Annotated in this window: 15 protein-coding genes and 1 pseudogene; 10 read left to right on the top strand and 6 right to left on the bottom strand. The window is 42.4% G+C overall.

Annotated features, from left to right (window positions below):
* Positions 1-94 precede the first annotated feature (94 nt).
* The 4 genes and pseudogenes from KZA12_RS10100 to KZA12_RS10085 form a co-directional block, all read left to right on the top strand.
* Positions 95-1102 (top strand): annotated as a pseudogene (locus KZA12_RS10100) (methyl-accepting chemotaxis protein); the annotation flags it as partial.
* 276 nt (positions 1103-1378) lie between these two features.
* A complete protein-coding gene (locus tag KZA12_RS10095; RefSeq protein WP_218690160.1) occupies positions 1379-6547 on the top strand; it encodes an Hpt domain-containing protein in 5169 nt (1722 codons plus the stop codon).
* Between the two features lie 70 nt (positions 6548-6617).
* Entirely contained in the window at positions 6618-7217 is a 600-nt protein-coding gene (locus KZA12_RS10090; RefSeq protein ID WP_218690159.1) for a hypothetical protein, read from the top strand.
* Positions 7218-7327: 110 nt separating this feature from the next.
* On the top strand, positions 7328-7855 hold the full coding sequence (locus KZA12_RS10085; protein WP_201623564.1) for a cytochrome b: 528 nt from the start codon (positions 7328-7330) through the stop codon (positions 7853-7855).
* Positions 7856-7979: 124 nt separating this feature from the next.
* Here the strand turns inward: KZA12_RS10085 and minE are convergent, their stop codons facing one another.
* The 5 genes from minE to KZA12_RS10060 form a co-directional block, all read right to left on the bottom strand.
* Positions 7980-8267, bottom strand: a complete 288-nt coding sequence (minE, locus tag KZA12_RS10080) for a cell division topological specificity factor MinE (protein ID WP_201623563.1) — start codon at positions 8265-8267, stop codon at positions 7980-7982.
* 2 nt (positions 8268-8269) lie between these two features.
* Positions 8270-9082, bottom strand: coding sequence for a septum site-determining protein MinD (gene minD / locus KZA12_RS10075; protein WP_201623562.1), 813 nt, complete (start codon positions 9080-9082; stop codon positions 8270-8272).
* Between the two features lie 459 nt (positions 9083-9541).
* Positions 9542-10354, bottom strand: coding sequence for a septum site-determining protein MinC (minC, locus tag KZA12_RS10070; RefSeq protein WP_201623561.1), 813 nt, complete (start codon positions 10352-10354; stop codon positions 9542-9544).
* A gap of 162 nt (positions 10355-10516) precedes the next feature.
* Positions 10517-11629, bottom strand: coding sequence for a hypothetical protein (locus KZA12_RS10065; protein WP_256932924.1), 1113 nt, complete (start codon positions 11627-11629; stop codon positions 10517-10519).
* A 343-nt stretch (positions 11630-11972) separates the two neighbouring features.
* Entirely contained in the window at positions 11973-12929 is a 957-nt protein-coding gene (locus KZA12_RS10060; protein ID WP_201623560.1) for an acyltransferase, read from the bottom strand.
* Between the two features lie 401 nt (positions 12930-13330).
* Here KZA12_RS10060 and KZA12_RS10055 point away from each other — a divergent pair, with 401 nt between their 5' ends.
* The 6 genes from KZA12_RS10055 to KZA12_RS10030 all read left to right on the top strand — a co-directional run bounded on the left by KZA12_RS10055 (position 13331) and on the right by KZA12_RS10030 (position 21455).
* The gene (locus tag KZA12_RS10055) at positions 13331-13984 is read left to right on the top strand and encodes an OmpA family protein (RefSeq protein WP_201623559.1); all 654 of its coding nucleotides are present in this window, start codon (positions 13331-13333) and stop codon (positions 13982-13984) included.
* Between the two features lie 324 nt (positions 13985-14308).
* Complete coding sequence (locus tag KZA12_RS10050) at positions 14309-15757, top strand: imelysin family protein (RefSeq protein WP_201623558.1); 1449 nt, start codon at positions 14309-14311, stop codon at positions 15755-15757.
* Between the two features lie 330 nt (positions 15758-16087).
* Positions 16088-17716 carry a di-heme oxidoredictase family protein gene (locus tag KZA12_RS10045; protein WP_218690203.1) on the top strand — a complete coding sequence of 543 codons (1629 nt, stop codon included), beginning with the start codon at positions 16088-16090 and terminating at the stop codon, positions 17714-17716.
* Positions 17717-17866: 150 nt separating this feature from the next.
* The gene (locus tag KZA12_RS10040) at positions 17867-19021 is read left to right on the top strand and encodes an imelysin family protein (RefSeq protein WP_218690158.1); all 1155 of its coding nucleotides are present in this window, start codon (positions 17867-17869) and stop codon (positions 19019-19021) included.
* A 75-nt stretch (positions 19022-19096) separates the two neighbouring features.
* Positions 19097-20665, top strand: coding sequence for a DUF1513 domain-containing protein (locus KZA12_RS10035; protein ID WP_218690157.1), 1569 nt, complete (start codon positions 19097-19099; stop codon positions 20663-20665).
* A 136-nt stretch (positions 20666-20801) separates the two neighbouring features.
* Positions 20802-21455, top strand: a complete 654-nt coding sequence (locus KZA12_RS10030; RefSeq protein WP_201623555.1) for a M48 family metallopeptidase — start codon at positions 20802-20804, stop codon at positions 21453-21455.
* Positions 21456-21623: 168 nt separating this feature from the next.
* On the opposite strand, the gene KZA12_RS10025 is transcribed toward KZA12_RS10030, so the two are convergent.
* A complete protein-coding gene (locus KZA12_RS10025; RefSeq protein WP_256932923.1) occupies positions 21624-22355 on the bottom strand; it encodes a hypothetical protein in 732 nt (243 codons plus the stop codon).
* Position 22356 lies beyond the last annotated feature (1 nt).

The raw sequence follows: 22356 nt of genomic DNA, 5'->3' as shown, positions 1-22356 counted from the left end.
GGGTAGTAGTGAGCGGGATTTGATTGAAAAAGAAACCTTACGTCGTCGTCAAGAGGCCGAAATAGAGTCGGAACGCGCCCGCCAAATCCAACAGGAAAATGAGCGTAACCAGATGGCTATTTTGCGCCTACTAGATGAATTGGGGGATTTAGCAGAAGGGGATTTGACGGTTAACGCTACTGTATCAGAAGATTTTACTGGTGCTATTGCTGACTCAGTTAACTTCGCTATCGATCAGTTGCGTCAGCTGGTATTAGTTATTAATAGTACCGCTGACCAAGTTTCTCAATCCTCGGAGCAAACCCAGCTCAAAGCCGGTGAACTGGTAGCAGCTTCCGAGCTACAAGCCCAAGAGATTACTGGGGTGTCAGCAGCCATTAGCGATATGGTGATATCGATTGACCAAGTATCGACTAACGCTACTGAATCAGCGACTGTCGCTGAGCGCTCTGTTGCTATTGCCTATAACGGAGCAGAAGTAGTCCAGCGTTCAATCGAAGGTATGAACGTTATTCGTAACCAGATTCAAGAGACCTCAAAGCGTATTAAACGCTTAGGTGAGTCCTCACAAGAGATTGGTGATATCGTCAACTTAATCAACGACATTGCCGATCAGACTAACGTTTTGGCACTCAATGCCGCTATTCAAGCATCGATGGCAGGGGAGGCTGGACGAGGATTTGCGGTGGTGGCTGACGAAGTACAGCGTCTGGCTGAGCGCTCAGCCAAAGCAACAAAGCAGATCGAGACTCTGGTTAAAACCATTCAAGCTGATACTAGTGAAGCAGTGATATCGATGGAGTCCACCACCTCAGAGGTTGTGCGTGGCGCACGTTTGGCAAAAGATGCAGGTGAAGCCCTAGAACAAGTACAAAACGTCTCTAACACTCTTTCCGATCTGATTCAAAACATCTCCAATGCTGCACAGCAGCAAGCGCAATCAGCTGGTCAAATCTCCAGCACCATGACCGTTATTCAAAACATCACTTCACAGACCTCTGCAGGCACTATGGCGACCGCCCGTTCGGTAGGTGAGCTAAGTGCAATGGCAGGAGCATTGCAACAGTCGGTTACAGGCTTTAAGTTATCAAATAATAGCTAGCGCTTTGATATAGAAAATAGAGCTTTGATGACAAAAAATAGAGCTTTGACGATAAAAAATAGAGCTTTGACGATAAAAAATAGAGCTTTGATAATAGAAAGTAGCTTCTCTATGACAGCGTATATATAGGCATTGAGCAGCCAAATATACCGAGCGCTTACAGCTATTTGCTGAGTCATAACTAGTGTTAAATTAACAGTATTGTTGGGTCATAAATATAGTCGCTAAAAGAAACAACTGGCAATAATTGGTGTTTTAATAAGTTAGGATAGTCCTATGAAAATCCAGTCAAATGAAATTCTGAGGCTTGAATGGCTTTTGCCGCTACTCGATCAGCAACTAGCGCGAGTACTCGATGGCTGGCAACATAGTAGCGTTGCTGTTGACACTATGTCAGCGCACTATCAGCAAGTTGCTAGTACTTTAGTTATGGCCAATCTGCCAAGGTTGAGCCATTTAGCCAGTAAACTTAGCCAGCTGGCAGCAGTAGCTGAGCACACTTCGTTGATAGCACGCTTAAAAAGTCTAGGTTATTTTGCCCATCAGCTGCTCAGAAATGAACTAAATTATTATGTACAGAATGGGTATTATCATCGGACGGTGATCGATAGTACTGTTGATGAGATCAGCCAAACGCTGTTGTCCATAGGACAGTTAGAAGCAGCAAGGTTGGCTGTGCCAGATAGTGCTGAAGTTAATTATGCCAGTAATACTCACTATATTAATAAGTCATTAATAAATCAAAGTGCTACTGATGTCTTGCGTTATGACGATAGTGGTGAGGTAGTAGCCAGCGGTCAGTTGCAGACAACTGCTACTGAGTCCGATACTGAGTCCGATACTGAGCAAGCAACAGTCCATAAAGCACCAGTAGAGGACACTAGTCGTCATAGCTTTATGGCTCAAGCTACAGAAATCACTAGTAACTTGCAGAGTTTTTTCCTAATTTGGGCAGAAGAGCCAGAAGATACAACTGCATTGACTGAAGTTAGAAGAAACTTCTATACGCTACAACAGTCTGCGCAGAGTGTCGATGCTGATAATATCAGCCATTTGGCAGGCCAGCTTGCTGAGCGGTTAGCGCAAGTATTGGCGGGTACTGTAATTATCAGTGATGACTTAATGATGAGTGCGCGACAATTAATACAGCAGCTGCCAAGCTTAATCACTGATTTTTTAGCGTCACAAACGTCACCTGTAGATGGGACTAACCTAATACAACAAAGTGATAACTTAATATTGGAATTGCCAATAGCTACTAGTATCAATAATGCTCAGGTAGATGGCTTCGACGATATAAAGGCAACTCTTGAAGTGTGCAGTCACTATAAGCATCAGTCTTTAGAGTCAGACAGTAGTGATAAGCAAGCACTAACAGCTACGACGCCCCACAGCGTTAATATTCCAGATTCGCAAGCGCAAATGCCCACTGAGCTTTTATATTTTATAGAGCAAGTAGCGCCCATGCCTGCAGATACTAACGTTATAGATCCTGATATCAAAGAGATATTTATTGAGGAAGCCAAAGAAGTATTGGCTGAGATCCAGCCGTTATTCACGCTATGGCGCCAAGACCCTAATGAACTTAAAGAACTAGTAGATATTCGTCGTGGCTTTCACACCTTAAAAGGGTCAGGACGCCTAGTTGGTGCTAATTTTAGTGCCGAGCTGGCAGGGTCAATTGAACATCTGCTTAATCAGTTATTAGCACAGAGTATTAGCGTTTCTAGAGATGTTGAGCAGTTAATTATGGATGTGTTGAGCTGTTATCCACAGCTGCTTACTACTTTTGCTGAAAATAGAGAAGACTATCCAGCTGACGCATTGCTATGGGTGGCTTGTGCTAATGCTTATAGCCAAAGTAAAGCGCAAGAATTTAGCTACTATGCTTGGGGTAAGCAGAGGCTAATAGCTAGGGCGCAATTGGTCAGTGATATGGATATTATCACCGTCAATGAGCAGACTGATAGCCATGCTAATGCTAGTCTACAAACGATTTATTCTGTTAATGAGATTATGGCGGAAGCGGTTGTAGTAGTCACCCCGCAAAGTAAGGCAGAGCAGGCCTTTTACCAAGTATTTAGCGAAGAGGCTCATAGTTTATTACAACAGATCACTGATTTTGTGCAGGCTAATGAGCAGCAGAGCCAGGTTGAAGTCAGTGATAAAATTGTCCGCGCCTTTCATACTTTGCGTGCGGCCTCTGGCTCTAGCGCTTTGCTGGCTATTAGTGAAGTCAGCGCTACTATTGAGCAAAGTTTAGAGCAGCTACAACAGTGTGATATACCTATGACTTCGCAGCATTTGCAGGCCCTTACCCAATCGGTGGCATTGATAACCAGCTATTTGAGTCGCTACGATAAAAACATACAACAGCAAGCCAATACTGTTAGTGATGATCCACAAGGCTATCAAGATTTGGCCTCTCTACAAGCTATGCTCGATGACTATGAGGAGGAGGCGCTAGTCAATGACCGTCTATTAAACATTACTCACTTATTAGACGGTGATATTGATGCTTTATTAGATGCTGAGTGGCAGTTAGATGCTGCACTAACTACGCAATCAGAGCCAACAGCAAATGCGCTAAGTACTACCGACGATTTACAGCGAATCCATAGTTACATTAGCCAGATGCGCCAGCAGATTGTGCAACTAACCGCAAAGACCGGACAGTCACCGAAGTTCACCATTTTGCTCGCAGCTTTAGATAATGCGTACGCTTATCTTGATAACCAGCCAATGAGAGCGACTGATGCGCAAGTGCGTAACGCCCTGTTAAATGGTCATGCGCAGCTGGTCGGTTTATTCGATGCCTTAGCAGGCAGTATGTCGCTAAAGATTGATACGCAAGTAGTTGAGAGCTTATATGCTATTAGTAGGCAAGTCGGGCAAGCTACTAGGGAACAGCCAGCAGAAGTAAACCTTATAGTGCCAAAAAGCCAGCGCTCTATTGAGCCACTAGTGGTAAATAATAAGGACAGGCAAGGGCTGGACACGCTAAAACATACTACCAGTATCAAGCAGCTGATTGCTGACTCATGGCCGAATGGACAGCCCGACCCTGATATCCTAGAGGTTTATTTAGAAGAAGCTGATGAGTTAGTCAGTAGTAGTAATAACTATCTACAGCAGTTTTTGCTACAGCAGTTTTTGACTGATGATCAAGACACTGAGGCTCTACAGTCACTACAGCGTAATTTGCATACTGTTAAAGGCGGCGCTCGTATGGTAGCGGCCAATGGTATTGCGGATTTGGCGCACGAGATGGAGACAGTGTACGAAAAGCTGGCCAAGCAGCGCCGGCCAATTACCAAGATGCTGTCCGAGCTCCTTACTGCTTGCTATGACTGGATAATTGACGCTATTTTTATTCTTAGGCAACGAGTTAATCCGTATAGGCCAACAGCATTGATTGAAGCATTAAAACAATTTAGTGCCGATCCTGAGGGATTAAAGCAAATCCCTAATCACTCATTGCAGGCGCAGCGTGACGCTATTATAGCTGCTAAAGCTGAGCGCAAGCCCCAACAGTCAGCTACTAATATTGATCAGATGCCAGCAATGACGGGTAGCTTTGCTGAGCAAGGTGACAAGAATAGTAGTACAGAGATGATTAGTATCTCAAGTAGTTTGGTCGAGCAGATGATTAATCTATCTGGTGAATCAGCGATCAACCGTGCTCGTATTGAGATGGGTATGAGCAGCTTGACTACTAGTATCGAGGAGATGGGTACTACCGTTCAGCGTTTGGCCGATCAGCTGCGCCGTATGGAAGGTGAGCTTGAAGTGCAGATACTGGCACAGATCGATGAAGAGCTGCTTGATAATAAAGACTTTGACCCTTTAGAATTGGATCAATATTCATCGTTGAATCAATTGTCTAAATCTTTAAGCGAATCGGCTTCGGATTTAGTCGATATTAATAGTACTTTATTAGAAAAGACTCGTGATAGTGAAAGCTTATTATTACAGTTATCGCGCACCCAGACTGAGCTGCAAGATGGCTTGATGAAGTCGCAAATAGTACCTTTTACTCGTCTTACCCCTCGTCTTGAACGTATAGTGCGTCAAACTGCCAACGAACTCAATAAATCTGTCGAACTAACTATCATCAATGCTGATGATGAAATGGATAGAAATATTCTTGAGCGTATAACTTCACCGCTTGAGCACATGCTCAGAAATGCAGTTGATCACGGTATCGAAGACACGCAAACGCGCTTGCAAGCGGGCAAAGAGCGTAACGGTCATATTACTTTAGAGGTACTGCGCGAAGGTAGTGAAGTGATCATTCATCTCACTGATGATGGTTGCGGTATCGACGTTGAGGCAGTACGTAAAAAAGCCATCGCCAAAGGCTTGATTGATAGTAATGACGATACGCTTAGTGACTTAGATGTGATGCAGTATATTTTTAATGCTGGGCTTAGCACTACTGACAAACTGACCCAAATATCTGGTCGTGGTATGGGTATGGATGTAGTCATTAGTGAGATTCGTCAATTAGGCGGTATAGTATCTGTATCGTCTGAGCCTGGACAGGGCTCGCAGTTCACTATGCGAATACCTCTGTCGGTGGCCATCTGCGATGCTTTAGTAGTGCGAGTAGCTGATCATTATTATGCTATTCCACTAGTACAGATCGAGCGGATAGTAAGAGTCAAGCCAGAGCAGCTTTATGACTACTATCAGTCAGGAGCCGCGAAGCTAGCTATCGAAGACCGTGACTATCGTATTCGTTATTTGAACGAGATACTCTGCGGTAATAAGTTTAATGAGCTGCTGGTTACTACTAATACTAGCTTACCTTTGATTATCATTAAAAGTCGCACTGGACAGAATCTTGCCCTACAAGTGGATCAGATTGCAGGCTCGCGTATCGAAATAGTAGTTAAGCCGTTAGGCCGTCAGCTATCACCCATAGCTGGTATATCTGCGGCTACTATCATGGGTGATGGCTCAGTGATGTTTATCTTAGACTTAATAGCGCTGATGAGAAATGCACCGTCGCAACCAGTGATAAATTCAGTGCTTACTACTGATGAGCTTAGCATGACAGTACAACCTACCATATTAGTAGTTGATGACTCAGTGACGGTACGCAAAGTTACTTCACGCTTCCTTGAGCGTCAAGGTATCAAAGTACTTATCGCTAAAGACGGAATCGAGGCTATAGAGACTTTACAACAGACTACTCCAGACTTGATATTGCTAGATATTGAGATGCCACGGATGGATGGTTTTGAAGTGGCCACCCAAATAAGACATAGCAAGCACTCGCAGCATATTCCTATTATTATGATCACTTCACGCACGGGCAAAAAGCATCGTCAGCGTGCGTTTAAGATTGGCGTCGATGACTATATAGGCAAACCTTTCCAAGAAAAACAACTGCTAAAAAAGATAAAGTCATTGCTAGCTCATAAAGTAAGCTTAGATTAGCAAGCATAGCTTTATTACTGTTGGTTAACTCCTTAGCCATTGAAACCTTTGAATTCATCGTGAGTAGCTTATGGACCAGATCATAAAACATTCATTTGAAGCCGTCAGCCTATTGACCACTGCTAGAGGCAGGCTAGACGTTACCATGATTCCTGCTTACAATCAGCCCGACTGGCTTATACCCAGTAGTCTTATTCTTGCTATTGATAGTTATCAGCAATGGACTGATCATTATTTATGGCAACAGCAACAACTGCCAGTCTTTCACCTGCAAGCGCCTGAGCAAGCGGTAGATAAAATAATTATTATAGAAGGTAACACTGCCAAGCAGCGCATGGCTTTACAGACTGCAGGAGAGTTGCGCCAAATACAGTTGTGTATCTCTGAAGTTCGAGATATAGTCTTACCAAAACATTATCAGCAAACGTCTACTGCCGATAGTATTGCGGATAGTACTATTGAGACTAGCTATCAAGGCTATCAAAGCCACACAAGCTCAGAGCCTACTATTGAGCGCAATGCGCTAGATAATAACGCTGGTGACTATCAACAATTGACAGAAGAGAATATAATCAGTTATTTATTGCAAACGGTAATGATTGATGAACAGCCTTATCTAATAGCTGATTTGGATAAAATTGCTCATCAATTGCTTGCAGCAGTTGATTAATTACCATGCCTAAGCCAAATAGTCGCAAGGCTGTTGGCTAATTCCTCTAAGTAAAAACCTGCTCAATATTCCTTTATCCAATACAAGCCCAGTTAATAAAAAGGTATTTTATGAACAATGCCAGTATACAGCCGAGTAAGTGGCCGGTTAGCAGTCGAATATTTCATTGGATAAGCGCTCTATTATTGCTAGTGACTTGGTTGCTAATGGTAGTATACCAGTACACTGAAACTAAGCTATATATAGGGCTGCACAAGGCTTTTGGTATTAGCGTATTGTGTTGGATGATAGCGCGAGTTCTCAATCGGATATTGACCAAAGCACCAGCCCCTGTACCTATGCCTAAATGGCAAATGCTAGTATCGCAGTTAAATCACTTTGTTCTCTATGCGTTATTGATTGCCATGCCCATAGCTGGCTTATTGATGTCGGTTTATGGTGGTCGCCCAGTGGATATTTTTGGACTGTTTCAAATCCCCGTCTTCGTCACTCCCGATCGCAGTGCCGCACGATTATTTGATGATATTCATACTAATATTATTTGGCCGATGATTATAGCTTTTACCGTATTGCATATAGGCGCTGCGCTATATCATCAGTTCTTTATGAAAGACAAGCTTATCAACCGCATGAAATAATGAGCTTTGCGTACCTAGCACTAGATTGTAGTTAGGGCTGAAAACTACAGCTAAAAAATCTCTACAAAAAAAGCCCTACACATAACGAGTAGGGCTTTTGTTATAAAGACGGTCTGCTAGCCTGTTACTTTTTGTGTTCAGGCAAGCTGATATTCATCTCTAATACATCTAAGCTGTCTTCAGAGCGGTGATTAATATTAACATCATCAATCTGTACGCCATTGACATACTTATTAACCACTTCTAATATCTCACGTTTCATCTTTTCGATACGATCAGCCGTTAAGCGATTGTTTAGACGATTTTCGCTAGCGACAATAACCTTTAGACGTTCAGTGGCCATATTAGCGCTACCGGAGCTAGTGTCATCTGCACCGAATAGATTACTCCAAAATCCCTTTTTCTTACTCATTACTAACCTCCAAACCAGCGCTGAAATAGACTCTTTTTCTTAACATCAATATGACGCAATGGTCTCTCTTCTCCTAGGAAACGAGCGACAATATCGTCATAACATTGTCCAGCTACTGAGTCAGTATAATGAATGACTGGTTCACCATGGTTTGAGGCCTCAAGTACAGCGTGACTCTCAGGAACGACACCTAATAAAGGTACTTTTAGAATGTCATTAGAGATAGTATCGATGTCCATCATCTCATTAGCCGCCGCACGTTCAGCATTATATCGAGTAATGATAAGATGCTCACGGATAGTTCCTTGACCTTCTTCGACCTTTTTAGTACGGCTTTGTAAGATACCTATTATGCGATCAGAGTCACGTACTGATGAGATCTCAGGGTTAGTAACAATGATAGCTTCATCAGCATGGTACATAGCTAATTGTGCACCGCGTTCGATACCAGCTGGTGAGTCACAAATGATATAGTCAAATTGTTTTGACAGCTCAGCCATGACTTCTGACACCCCTTCGTCAGTTAGGGCATCTTTATCACGGGTTTGGCTAGCAGGTAGAATAAATAAGTTTTCTAATTGCTTGTCTTTGACTAACGCTTGCGATAAACGGGCATTACCGTTAATGACGTCAACGAAGTCATAAACGATACGATTTTCACAACCCATAATCAAGTCTAGATTACGGAGGCCAACATCAAAATCGATAACCACTGTTTTATAGCCACGTAGTGCTAAACCAGCGGCAAAAGAAGCGCTAGTGGTGGTTTTGCCCACACCGCCCTTACCTGAAGTGATTACAACAATCTTCGCCACGATGGCACACTCCTATTAATCAATGGGATGTCTATTAAATAAGACAATATAATAATCGGTAAAACAGTTAAATATAAACATCAGCTTTCTATAAGAATAGCCCTCTAAAAGACAGCCATTCACTATAGCTAAGTGCTAGATAATCTAAAGACAGTATAGATGTTTTCTAAAAGCGTAAGCCTAGCATAAATAAACAAAAATTTATAGCTAGTCACTACCCAACATAAGTAATTTTAATCGATAACGGCATAAAATAATTAGCATAAAGTAATATTTTTATTGTACTACCTTTTTGCAAGTATCAGCTATCTGTATAACTAAGGTTTGCATTAAAAGTTTAGGGTAGCGCCTAGTAGCACCTGGTGCTCAAATAAACTTGATTCATCATCAAGTAAAAGCTTGTGCTACCTTGACTAAGCAACTAAGCAACTAAGCAAGGGTAGCACTAATAACTATAAGCTATATATCTTCCATAACTTTAAAGACTAAACCTTCTCCTTCAACGAAGCGTACTTGTACTGACTTATCGATAACATGTGCTGGTAAATTGTCTCGTAAGCAATAAGTGCCTGCCACAGAGACTAACGAAGGGTTGAATGCTTGACAGAATATACGAGCATCCTTATCACCAGTAGCGCCTGCTACTAAGCGTCCTTGAGCACGGCCATAGACATGCAGGCTATTATCAGTGATAGCTTCAGCACCGCTATTGATACTATTAGTTAGGATCAAATCACCACCGACATGGTTCAGGCTTTGGCCTGAGCGTAACATTTGATCATAGATAAGACTAGTGATCTGCTCTGCGCTTATCAGAGTTTCTGGAGTCATAACCGCCGCATTTAGCGTATTTGTATTGGTCTCTGCAAACCTCTCAGCGCCTTCAGTAGCTGTACTGCTATCGGCAGGCTGAGCCACTGGCGTCTGTAGAGCCGTTTTTTTACTAGGTAAAATACGTTCGATGCGTTTGCCATCAGCAGGGAATATAGCCAAACGTTGGCTACGGGCCTGTTGCTCTAATAGTCCTTTTACTACACCAATAGGTTGTAGCCCCCAAGACCACAAGAGGTCTACTAAAGCAGGCAAGTCCTGTTCGACATCGCTATCAATGAGGACAGGGATATTACTGGTTTTGTTGCTAAGCATAGCGCCCAATTGGGCATCAATAATGCTCAAATCGCTAGTAGTTATTTGCAGACGAGAAAAAGTAAGCATTTTGCCATAAAAAGTCACAGCAGGAGTAGCTTGCTCGGCGTTATCCAAAATCGTCATAAAGTCAGTCCTTAAAAATACTGGTAGCGCTTTAATAACGAACCAGCTTGGCCAATTTAGCCAGTTCAGTTAGGTTATTAACGCTATATCAGGCCGATCATTTGTTAAAGTTGTTTTCGCTAGTATGTTAAATCAATTGACGGCTAAAACAATAGCCGATAACTAAAATTTCAGCATATCTTGGTATTTCCATTGCTGTACTTTTATTTGTGCCTCAAACTCGGTCAAACTATCAGTGACAATACTGGCTATTAAAGTATCGAGTGCCGTATTATTGATATCAATATGAGCAATGCTGTGTGCAATGCTAACTATCAGGCTATCAACAAGCTCAGGATCCAGCAAGCGTTCATTTAGCGAGTAGACCACGTTTTCACCAACACTATGACCGATACTCTGTAGTTGTGATTCAATCAAGCTACCAGCAATAGGGATCAGGCGTAATAACCGATGTAACTCAGGAGTATTAGCGATACCATCTTCAATCGCATTACCGACCTCACTGGCAAGTTTATTACCAGCTGGTGATTTACCTGAGAGCTTCTGTAGCTCTGGGACTAGTTGCGTGCGTAACAATGATAACAAAACGGCTTCCATGTCATCGCGATTGCTATCAACTAAATTTCCTATCAGCGACTTTTGCATAGCGGAGTCAGTAAGCTGCTGTCGATAGTTATGAATAGTAGTCAAGATGACGCGGTCAGACAGCTCTTCTAATAATAAGTTGATATAGAATTTTATACGATCGATCCAAGGCTGTGGCAACACTTGATAGCCTAATTGGTATAGACGTCGACCAATAATGACCACCCGAAATAAACGCAATGCACGCAGCTGTGGAAAACAACCAAGCAGTTCATACCAATGGATAAAGGGAAAGAAAAACCAACGATAATAGACTTGTTGCTTAATAGCAATAGCCCAACGTATTAGCAGCTCAAAAATCAAAAATATAGTAAAAAATCCACCGGCAGTACGTAAAGGTATGTGCAACGCATTCTGATACCAATTGAGTCCATCACTAAGCATTAGCCAACTGGCAACCTTGATACTGAAGTTACTCATCAAAATCGCATCCAAGCTGATCAATAACAGATCAATACTGATAGCGATAATCATCGTAATATCATAGCTCAGTTTAAGGTAATTCGGTTTAGGATCTAGAGGAGGCTTAGCATTGTCGCTGGATTTGACGGGATTATTAGTTAGCGGATCGCTTGCTGGCTTGGGTAGCGTCTTAGAGTCAATAATCGAGTGGGCAGAAGAGGCGGGCACAGTCAGACCTTAAGTTGAGTGAATGTTACTATTGCAGTGCTATGACTACATGAAGGGCTATGGCTACAATAGTAACGCTACAAAACTAGATATGCCAGTGCTTATAAACCAATAGGGCAGTATTGATAAGTTTGCATATTAAAAACAATACTCTGTAGAGAGTCGCTAGTACAGTCTCCAGCTTGAAGCGACTGGATTGTGCCTACTAGCCACTGTTAGTATTATTCCTAATAGCATGGATTGTTAAGCGGCTTACGGAGAAGTAATAACCCTGTGAGCATTCAGCATTGCTAGCACTAATCCTGCGCACAAAACAGCAGGGTGAATAGCGCTAATCGTAGGCCTATTTAGCTGTAGAGTCCTCTGCGAACTCAGCAAGCATCTTGCTAATCAACTTATCTTTTTGTTGCCAAGCATCGTCCAACCAGTCAAACAGCTGAGCTTTGATAGCTTCGTCTTCCTCATAGCTGCCTGATTCAACTTTGTCAAACAGGTCTTTTGGCATTTTAATGTGGCGAACATCAACCCCCAAACGCTTGATATTACCTTTCCACAAGTCGCTATAAGTGGGCACTCCATCAGGATAAACGATGGTCATGTCTAAGATACCATCTATATTTTCCCCTAGGGCGTTAATAGCTAGCGCTAGGCCGCCAGCGCGAGGTTTTAATAGGTGCTGATAAGGAGACTGCTGCTTGTCATGCTTAGCTGCGGTAAAGCGCGTACCTTCTAAATAATTAAGTAAAGTAAAAGGCTTATTTTTCAGTAAGGCACAAGCGCGTTTGGCCTCGATGATATCTTTACCTTTTAGAGCGGGGTTCTTAGCTACCGCTTCTTTAGAGTGCCGGCGCATCATCGGAAAGTCTAAAAAGTAAAAGGCTTGTCCAACTACAGGGATATAAATTAGTTCAAATTTGGTGAAAAACCGCGTCAAAGGTAAGCGTTTCGCACTAATATACTGCACAATGCTAGTATCAACCCAAGACTGATGATTGCTAATTAGCAGATACTTACCTTCAGGATGGACGTCGTCAGGTAAACTAATGCGCCAATCTCTATCCGGCAACATAGTATCTATCATGTCGTTATTGCTACCGATCCAGCGATTAGTGATTTTGATAACTTGATCATCGGCAGTTTGCGAACCGGTGATGACCTTAGTTGCACCCATAACCCATAAAGGCACACTTGCTCGAAAGCTGCTTCTAGTGATGACTCCTGCAGCAGTGACTAATGACACGGCTTGGCCAAGCTTCGGTGAGCGTTTATGCAAGTTTCGAACAGAAGAGGCGATGCTCATATAAAATCCTTTTTTTTACAATAGCGGTCTAAATAGCTGTTTAATAGTTATTTGTTATCAAAATAGATTAGCTGATTTTAGCAGAAACGAACCATAGAATATCTGCTTAAAGATGACTTGTAGTAGCAAATATGAACGATGATTTAATCTGCTTTAAGGCTAAAGGCAACTGGCACTGTTATTAGCTACTCCGATCTCGCTATAATTGTCTACAACCGCCTTAATAACACGTTAGCTGTAAGATTTCATGCACTTTATATACATAGATGTGACAAAATATTACACACGGATAGATTGAGATTGCGATAATAATGACGGATATGAAAGAACCTTCATAAATAAAGAACAAGCATCAAGCAAAACTTATTATAAAGCTAACTTTGCACTTAAGAGGAAAAATTATGCGTAACCAAATTATGATTTTAGCAGTAGCATCAGGTCTAGCTCTTAGTGGTTGTACTACTGATCCTAGTACTGGACAACAGCGTCTAAACAAAACTGCTATCGGTACTTTAGCAGGCGCAGCAGGCGGCGCAGTTATTTCTAAAGCAACAGGTGGTAACAAAACTGGTCGTGATGCCGCTATTGGTGCAGCATTAGGAACGGGCGTTGGCTATTACATGGAACGTCAAGCTAAGCAGCTTGCACAGCAAATGGCCGGTACTGGTGTAACTGTTACGCCAAACGCTAACGGTAACATCGATTTAGTTATGCCTGGTAGCATCACTTTCTCATTCGATGACGCTACTCTAAACTCATCGTTCAAGCCAACGCTTAATAAGCTTGCTTCTACTATGAAAGAGTATAACCAAAATACTATCACTATCGCAGGCCACACTGATAGTAAAGGTGCTGCTGCTTATAACCAAGGTCTATCACGTGACCGTGCTTATGCCGTTGCTAACTACTTAACTGCTAATGGTGTACCAAGCAGCCGTATTAATGTAGTAGCTTATGGTGAGTCACGTCCAGTTGCTGATAACAACACTGAAAATGGTCGTCAACAAAACCGTCGTGTTGAGTTAACTATTAACTCTCCACAGAGCGTTAATTAATCTAGCTTTATATATAGTAATGTCATAAATAGACAACTATAGAATAACAGCAATTAAAAAAAGGTCAGCATAGCGCTGGCCTTTTTTTTGTCTTTTTTTCTACTTTTTCTAAATAATCCTGTGGTTTTACTAGGGTTTAGTACGGTTTGATCCTGCATAAATATCCCTAGCTACAGTCGGCTAATTAACGCCATCCAAAGCCAAGTTACAGATTTTTAATATATAGTTGATAATCGTTATCAATATCATTATAATTTGGATGATTAACATCAATGATCATGAGCTGAATGCTAAATTATTCTCTATAATTCTTCAAGGATATGTATGACTATCACTACCACGACTAACCGTAAGATTTTGCCGACAACTTTAGCTGCGGCGCTTGCCGGTATCTTGCTGTTGTCAGGCTGTACTAAGCAGGCTGATGATACGGTCGCTACTGATAATCAAACGCAGACTCAAAAGGTAGCAGATAGTGCAACTACACCTAATGCTCAGCAAGCTAATATTGATAGATTACTGATCAGCTATGCTGATATGGCCCACGCCGCCTATAAAGACTCTCTTGATACGGCAAAGCTCTTACAGACCGCAATAAATACATATGTGGATACGCCTACTGAGGCTAATCTTGAAGCAGCAAAAGTCGCCTATAAAGCAGCACGCCTACCTTATTCACAAACAGAGGTTTTTCGTTTTGATGAGGGGTTTGTGACTGCTAATGATAAGCGTAAGATAGCCAATATCGATGGCTGGGAAGGGCAAGTAAATGCGTGGCCACTTGATGAAGCGTTAATTGATTATGTGAGCGACAGCTATGAGGGTGAATATAATAGCCCAGATAATATTATCAATAGTGACAGTATTAGTGTCGGCAGCCTAAAGCAAGACACTAGCACTATTACTCCTGAACTATTAGTCGAGATGAATGAGATTGGTGGCAGCGAAGCTAACGTGACTACTGGTTATCATGCGATTGAGTTCCTGTTATGGGGCCAAGATACTAATGGTGTTGGTGAAGGGGCAGGTACGCGTCCATTCACTGATTATATTACCACTGATGGTCAGTGCACTAGCGGTGAGACTACTAATACAGACGCCAGTGTTTGTACCCGCCGTGGTCAGTACTTGAAGGCGGCAACTCAACTATTAGTCGATGATTTAAGCGCCATGGAAGCTCAGTGGCAGGCTGAAAGCGAAAATACTTTACGTAGCGATATGATAGAGCGTAAAAATGGTAATGCGGTACGTCAGGTTATGTATCAAATGGGTAGTTTAGCTCTTGGTGAATTGGCTTCTCAGCGTATGCAAGTTGCCTTTGTCACTGGTTCGACTGAAGATGAACATGACTGCTTTAGTGATTTGACTCATCTGAGCTACGCTAATAATGCCCGTGGTATTCAAAATATCTTTAATGGTAACTATAAGACAGTTGCTGGCAAGTCGATTGGTGGCTATGGTATCAAGCAGTATCTTATAGATACTGAGCACAAAGATGCGGCTGATAAACTGACGGCAGACTTCAAAAACGTAGAAGATGCCTTTAATGTAATCGTTGAAAAAGCTGAAAAAGACGGTATCAAAGTTGATCAAATGATCGCTACAGTTGGTCAGGCCAGCAAACACAATATCTCAAGCGAGGAGCAAAATAAGCGTCGTGGCTGGATTGAGAATGGTATTAGTAGTTTGCAGCAGCTGACTGCAGGCATTGAAAATGCGGCTAGTGCTATCGGTATCGATAACTTAGATGCTGATGCAGGCTCACCATTATAAACTCACCATTATAAACTCAGTATTATTGGCCTAGATTTGCTCATTAGTGATCTTAATTTTCTATCTTATTTATGGTTAATAAATGCCTGATAAGTCGCTATTAGTTAATGAGAATTATTTTGATGACCATATGATTTAGGTATAATAAGCACGTTGCTAATATTAGTTGGTAGCGTGCTTTTACCCTTTTGACAGTTCTACAGTAAAGCTAAAGAAATCTTTATGAGCTCTATAAAGGCGCTACAGCCAGCTTTTAGTTTTTTATCTACTCAGGCTGATAAGCACTCCTTTAGCTCTTATCCTAAGCTAGTATTTATAGCGCCCAGTTACATGATGAAGACCACCCTAATGTCAAAAAAACTATCAACTCATAACTATACTAAGCTGTCGTTAGCGCTAGGGTGTGTGCTAGCTATTAGTGCTTGTCAGCCAACTGATAGCGCGTCCAAACAAGAGTCTTTAGCGAGCGCTGATAAAAGCTCGTCTGCAGCCTTATCTGTTGAGCGTAGCCAAACTATTGAAGGGCTGGCTGGTGTACCCTTACAGCAACTAGCTACTTTTGATCCGCAAGAAATTAAACAAGGTGGTGATACTGGTATTACTATCACTAGCTCTGAGAGTTATTCAAAACCTTCGTCGAACCTATCGGCTTCACGTAAAGGCAACTTTTTTATTGGTAATGCGTTCTTTAAGCAGCCTTGGGTGATCGCGCCTGCTAGTACTGACAGTCGTGATGGCATTGGAGCATTATTCAACGTTGCTGCTTGCCAATCCTGCCATGTAAAAGATGGTCGCGGCCATGCGCCAATGACTAGCGAGGATGATGCTGATAGCTTATTGATTCGTTTGGCTATGCCGGCTACTACTGACGAGCAACGTCAGCAGTTACAGCAGTCGATGATCGAAAAAGTAGCGCATCCTATGTATGGCGGTCAGTTGCAAGACCGTGCTATCCAAGGTGTTCCTGCTGAAGCTCGTATTGCTGTGCAATGGACAGACAAACCAGTTACTTTTGCTGACGGCCATATTGAAACTCTGCGACAGCCTACCTTTAAGCTAACCAATCCTGGCTACGGGGCTTTTGATGACGAGCTGATGGTTTCGCCACGTATTGCTTTACCAATGATAGGTCTTGGGCTATTAGATCAGATTCCTGAGGCTGCTATCAAACAACAAGCTGTCAGTGCTGATAAGAGTAGCAATAACATTAGTGGCAAATTCAACTGGGTAATGGATCCACAAACCGGCCAAAAAGCCTTGGGACGTTTTGGTTGGAAAGCTGGACAAACCAAACTTATTACCCAAAATCAAAGCGCCTTTAATGAAGATATGGGCTTGACCTCTAATATTCGACCGATAGAATCTTGTACGCCTTTGCAGACCGCTTGTCTAAAAGCCACTACTGGCGCTGATGAACAAGGTAACGGCAAGCCCGCCGTTGAAGTCAGTGATGAAGTGGTGAAGTTCGTTGAGTTTTATACTCGTAATCTTGCGGTTCCACACCGCCGCGATGCCGACAATCAATTAGTATTAGCTGGCAAAAAGCGTTTTTATGATATGGGTTGTCAGAGCTGCCATACTCCTAGATATCAGTTGCCAAAAACTGACGATGATCACCTTGAGCAACACGGACAAGTAATCTACCCTTATACCGATTTATTGCTGCATGACATGGGTGACGGCTTAGCGGATCGGACTATCGCTGGTAAATTACCGGCGAAAGACTTACAGGTTGAGTTCTTAGCCAACTCTTATGAGTGGCGCACGCCAGCATTATGGGGCATCGGTCTGGCGCAAACGGTGGATCCGCAAGCGACATTCTTACATGATGGTCGCGCGCGCACGCTAATGGAAGCAGTGCTTTGGCATAGCGGTGAAGCAGCAAGCCAACAACAAAAAGTTTTGCAGTTAGATAAGCAAGGTCGTGATGAGTTACAGGCCTTTTTGAAATCGTTATAAAGCGCTTAAGTGCTAAGTAATAAGTAACCAAGTAACAAGTAACCAAGTAATAAATAACCAGCAATTCTATAAATGATTATGCTTATGGAGCTAGAGTTATCCGCTTTAGCTCTCAATCAATAGAACCACTAGGCCACTACCGAGAACACTATGAAAAAGAACCACGCTTTAATGATGGCTCTATCCGCGCTCAGCGCTGGATTATTAATCAGCTGTGTTAAGCCGACTGATGACAATCAAAAAGCTGATGTTAATAGTCAAGAAGTAGCCAAGCAAAGTGCCGCTGCTACCGCTGCAAATGACCCAGCAAGCAGTGAGCAGAGCGTCAATATCAAGGCAGTCGCTATTAGTGCTGAAAGCCAAAAAGCTTACCTGACTCACGTCGCTAATAATATCGTTATCCCAGCATATGCTGATGCCGCTAAACAAAGCACAGTGCTGCATGAGTTGGCTCAGCAGCACTGTAAACAGTCTCCTGTCAGCGGTGATAAGCTACAAGCTCTGCGTGATCAGTGGTTAGTGTTAGCTCAAGCTTGGGCTAGTGCTGAGATGGTTAACTTTGGTCCCGCAACTGATAGTATGAGCAATCTATATATCAATTATTATCCTGATGAGCGTGGGCTAGTACATAGTGGCGTTGCTGATCTTATTAGCGCCAATCCAACTTTGACGGCTAAGCAGTTGATGAATGAAAGTGCTATCGTACAAGGTGTACCAGGTTTAGAAGAGGTGCTGTATGCTAACGACAGCTTAGATGCTGGCCAATGCGCTTATGTGATAAGTGCCAGCCAAGCGTTAAGTACCCGTTTACAAAGTATTGAAAAAGACTGGCAGAACAGTGCCACACAGTTATTAGCTATTGATAAAACGGCTACTAGTAACCAAGGTCTTAATCAATGGTTTAACTCCTTACTCTCATTGCTAGAAGTTATGAAAACTAACGCTATCGATCAGCCTTTAGGTTTAACCGGAAAGGCTAAAGGTCATCTGCCAGCAGCTACTGCTGGCCAAAGTCGAGCCATTATTAATGCCAAACTAGCAACGCTTAATAAGGTGCTAACCGATCCGGTATTGACTGCTATCTTGAACAGTAATAATGACAGTAAAGTCGGTAATGAGCTGGCAACAGCATTGGCTGACACTACAACTTTATTGGCCCAAATGCCAGAGGATTTAGCGACTGCGGATAAAAACACACAGCAGCAATTATTCGACAGTTTGACTAAAGTGACTCGTTTGATTAAACGTCAGTTGATTCCGACTCTTGGTATTCGGGTTGGTTTTAATAGTAATGATGGTGATTAGATACTAGCCATCACCTAACAATTAAATGATAGTTTTAGCGATGATAACTAGATAATAACTGAAGGCGTTAAAACGATGGATAAGCATGGACATTCTAAGAGCAGATCAGCATTAGAAGCTAACGTTGTAAAAACTTCTTTAAGTACAGCATTCGGCACAGTGCTGGGTACTGTAGCTTTAGTTGGCATTCATCATCGTTATCGTAAACAACGTTCGCCAGACGCGCGCTTGCAGGATTATTTGACGGGGCTTAATGTTCAGCTCTTAACTTTAGCACCGTCTTTGTCACTAATATCGCCAGCCGCCTATCTGGCGCAGCTTAAGCGTTTGCAATATACCTATCAACAGGCGACGTCTGCTTATCACCATTATGATGGCCTTAGCCTAAGTCGCCTAAGTAAAGACAGTATGGATCTAACCACAATCCATACTACTATGCTAGCGCGGCCAGTTAGCTGGGTGAGTGGCGTATCGTCTATGCCAAAAACTAACTCGCTTACTAGTGAAAGATGCTGCGGGGTAGTAGGTATTGATGCTGATCGGCAAATCGTCTGGCAGACGACTATGCCTGAACGCGTACATGATATCGTAGTACAACCTGCTGTTAATAGTATTAACAAAGCTAACGCTACTACCAACTTAAGTCGAGATGTAGTAGTAATGGGGCGGCGTCCAAGCGAAAGTTTTTGGGTGTTGGACACTGCTACTGGACAAGTGCAACAGGCCATAAAAGCAGGAGCTGATCGGCATTTTTATGGTCATGCTTGTTATAGTCTAGATGGTGGGCAGCTGTATGTGACTGAGAACGATACGCTTACTTTAGACGGTAAGATTGGGGTGTATGACGCTAACAATCATTATCAAAAAATAGCCGAGTTTGACTCTTATGGTATCGGTCCCCATGAGCTGATTATCCATCCTGATAGCCAAACTCTTATTATCGCTAACGGTGGTATAAAAACTGAGCAAGCCTCGCGTGAAGAGCTCAATTTAGATACTATGCATCCCTCATTGGTTTATTTGAATCGCCATAATGGAGTGCTTTTAGAGCAAATCGTTCCTGAGCACAAGCAGATGAGCATTCGCCATTTAGCTATACATGATGATGGTACAGTAATGATAGGTATCCAGTTCCAAGGCGAAAAGCACATAAATGTACCACTAGTGCTCACTCATCAGCGTGGTGATAGGGAGTTTAAGCCGTTAATTGTGCCTAACAATCAATGGCAACGCTTTCACCAATATATCGCTAGCGTCGCTGTTGATAGCAAAAACAATCTATTGTGCGTCACCACTCCGATAGGGGGCTGTGCTGCGATCTACGACTTAACCACTCGTGAGCTGATTGATGATGTGCGCTTGTTAGATTGTGCAGGAGCGTCATTGCTATCAGGTTCAGAGTTATCTGGCAGTACTATGATTAGCGATACTGAACTAGCCTGTCAAATCAGTGCCAATGATGACACTTATGCCAGTGCGGGGCGTCCAGGTTTTATCGTTAGTGATGGGCAAGGGCAGCTAACCACTCTGTCAGTCAATATTAGGTGCGCAGATGGTGCGATAAATGCTCAGCCAGTAGGAGCAATTATAATAGACAGCCAATTACATAAAATGGCTTTCGATAATCATCTACAAGCGCTGTAAATAGGCGCGCTTTATGCTGATTATTTGACAGTAATTGCTTTTTACTAATTGCTTCTTATTAATTACTTACTACTAGCTATTTTTTAGTCATCGTTGGTTTCTAATTATTCTTTATTAAGGGCTCGAGGTAGACATCATGACAACAGCGTTGAGCGAGTCCTTATTAACGGCTCTCATTGAGCGTTTAGCAGCAGCAGATATTGAGTTAAAAGTAAGTCAAAAACCAGTTAGGAATATTAATTTTTCTCTAAAACCTTATCAGTTAGCGGTTTCCGTACCAGTAGCAATTAGCGCTAAGCAAGTTGCCCAAGCTATAGATAGGCGGGTGGATTGGGCGTTAGATCATCATAAACAACTGCTTATACGCCAACAGCAACTCTTCTCTATGACTCCAACAGTTGCCCACCCTATTTTACTATGGGGCAAAGCACAGTCGATAAATCTTAATGAGCAGGAAAAATTAGTTTACTATCGACAGCAACTGGCTGAAGTTATGCCAGAATTATTTGATAAATGGCAACCTATCGTTGGGGCTCAAGCTAAAGAGACTCGCATCAAAAAAATGCATACTCGTTGGGGCAGCTGCAATACTCGTGCGCAGCGTATTTGGCTGTCGGTCTATCTACCAGCTTTTCCTATCGAATGCACTGAGTATGTAATCGTTCATGAGTTATGTCATCTACATCATGCTAATCATAGCCGTGCGTTTTGGCAAACCGTTGAGACTGCGATGCCAGAGTATAAGCAGTGGCATAAGATGCTGGCCGGTAAGGCTGGCAAGCTAGATTAACCCTACTTTGATTGGATAATACGATTTACTGTTATTAGTAATTATTTTAGCTGCTGATAATAGCTTAGGTTGCGCAATTCTGAAGATGTCATCACTCCACACTAGATGTCATCATTGTCAACTATCTGGTAGTGAGCGATTTTTAATTACTCTGTCGTAAATCATTCATTAAACGGCAGCAAAAAACGCAAGTTCACGGCTAATGTTTTGCCGAGCTTGCTGCTCTAAACGCTGATAGTAATCAGTCAAATATAATCTGGGATGGGTTAATAATCCTGCTAATACTGAAGTACGACCGCTACGATAATCAGCGTTTGTAACGTGAGCGTATTCTCGTCGTATCGCTTGCGCATACTGCTCGTACTGTAGCCAATCGGACGCCAAAATACTTAAATCCATATCCAATAAATAAGCGGCATCAGTATCTGTCTGATCGGTAAGCTCATGGCTGGCAGTCATTATAATCAGTTGATATATACGCGCTATCAAGCCACTAGGCAACAGCTTTGCATAGGCCTGCTTTAAAAAAACCGCGCTTTTTAGCTCATTGTCTTGTCGGCTTGGATCATAAATAATATCGTGATAAAACAGTGCCAAAGCCACAATACTTGGCTGTCTTAGCTTATTTTTTACTTGTGCAAATTGCTCGAATAACTGTTGAAGATGAGTCAGATTATGATAAGCACGAATCGGTTCACTATAATAGCCAACGATGCTCTGCCATAGGGTTTCAGTAATGGCAGGGGTAATACAGGGATCGATAATCGCTAAGTGCTGAACAAAGTGCTTATATAAATCGCTAACCATTTGTCTGTCTATGTGTCTATTTCTTTGACTCTCTATGTGACTCTCTAATCCAACAGTATTCAGCGATGTTAGCGATGGATGGTTATCAGTCATT

The sequence above is a fragment of the Psychrobacter sp. BF1 genome, from assembly GCF_019279065.1.
GTDB lineage: Bacteria > Pseudomonadota > Gammaproteobacteria > Pseudomonadales > Moraxellaceae > Psychrobacter > Psychrobacter urativorans.
This window is presented reverse-complemented; position numbering and strand designations above follow the sequence as displayed.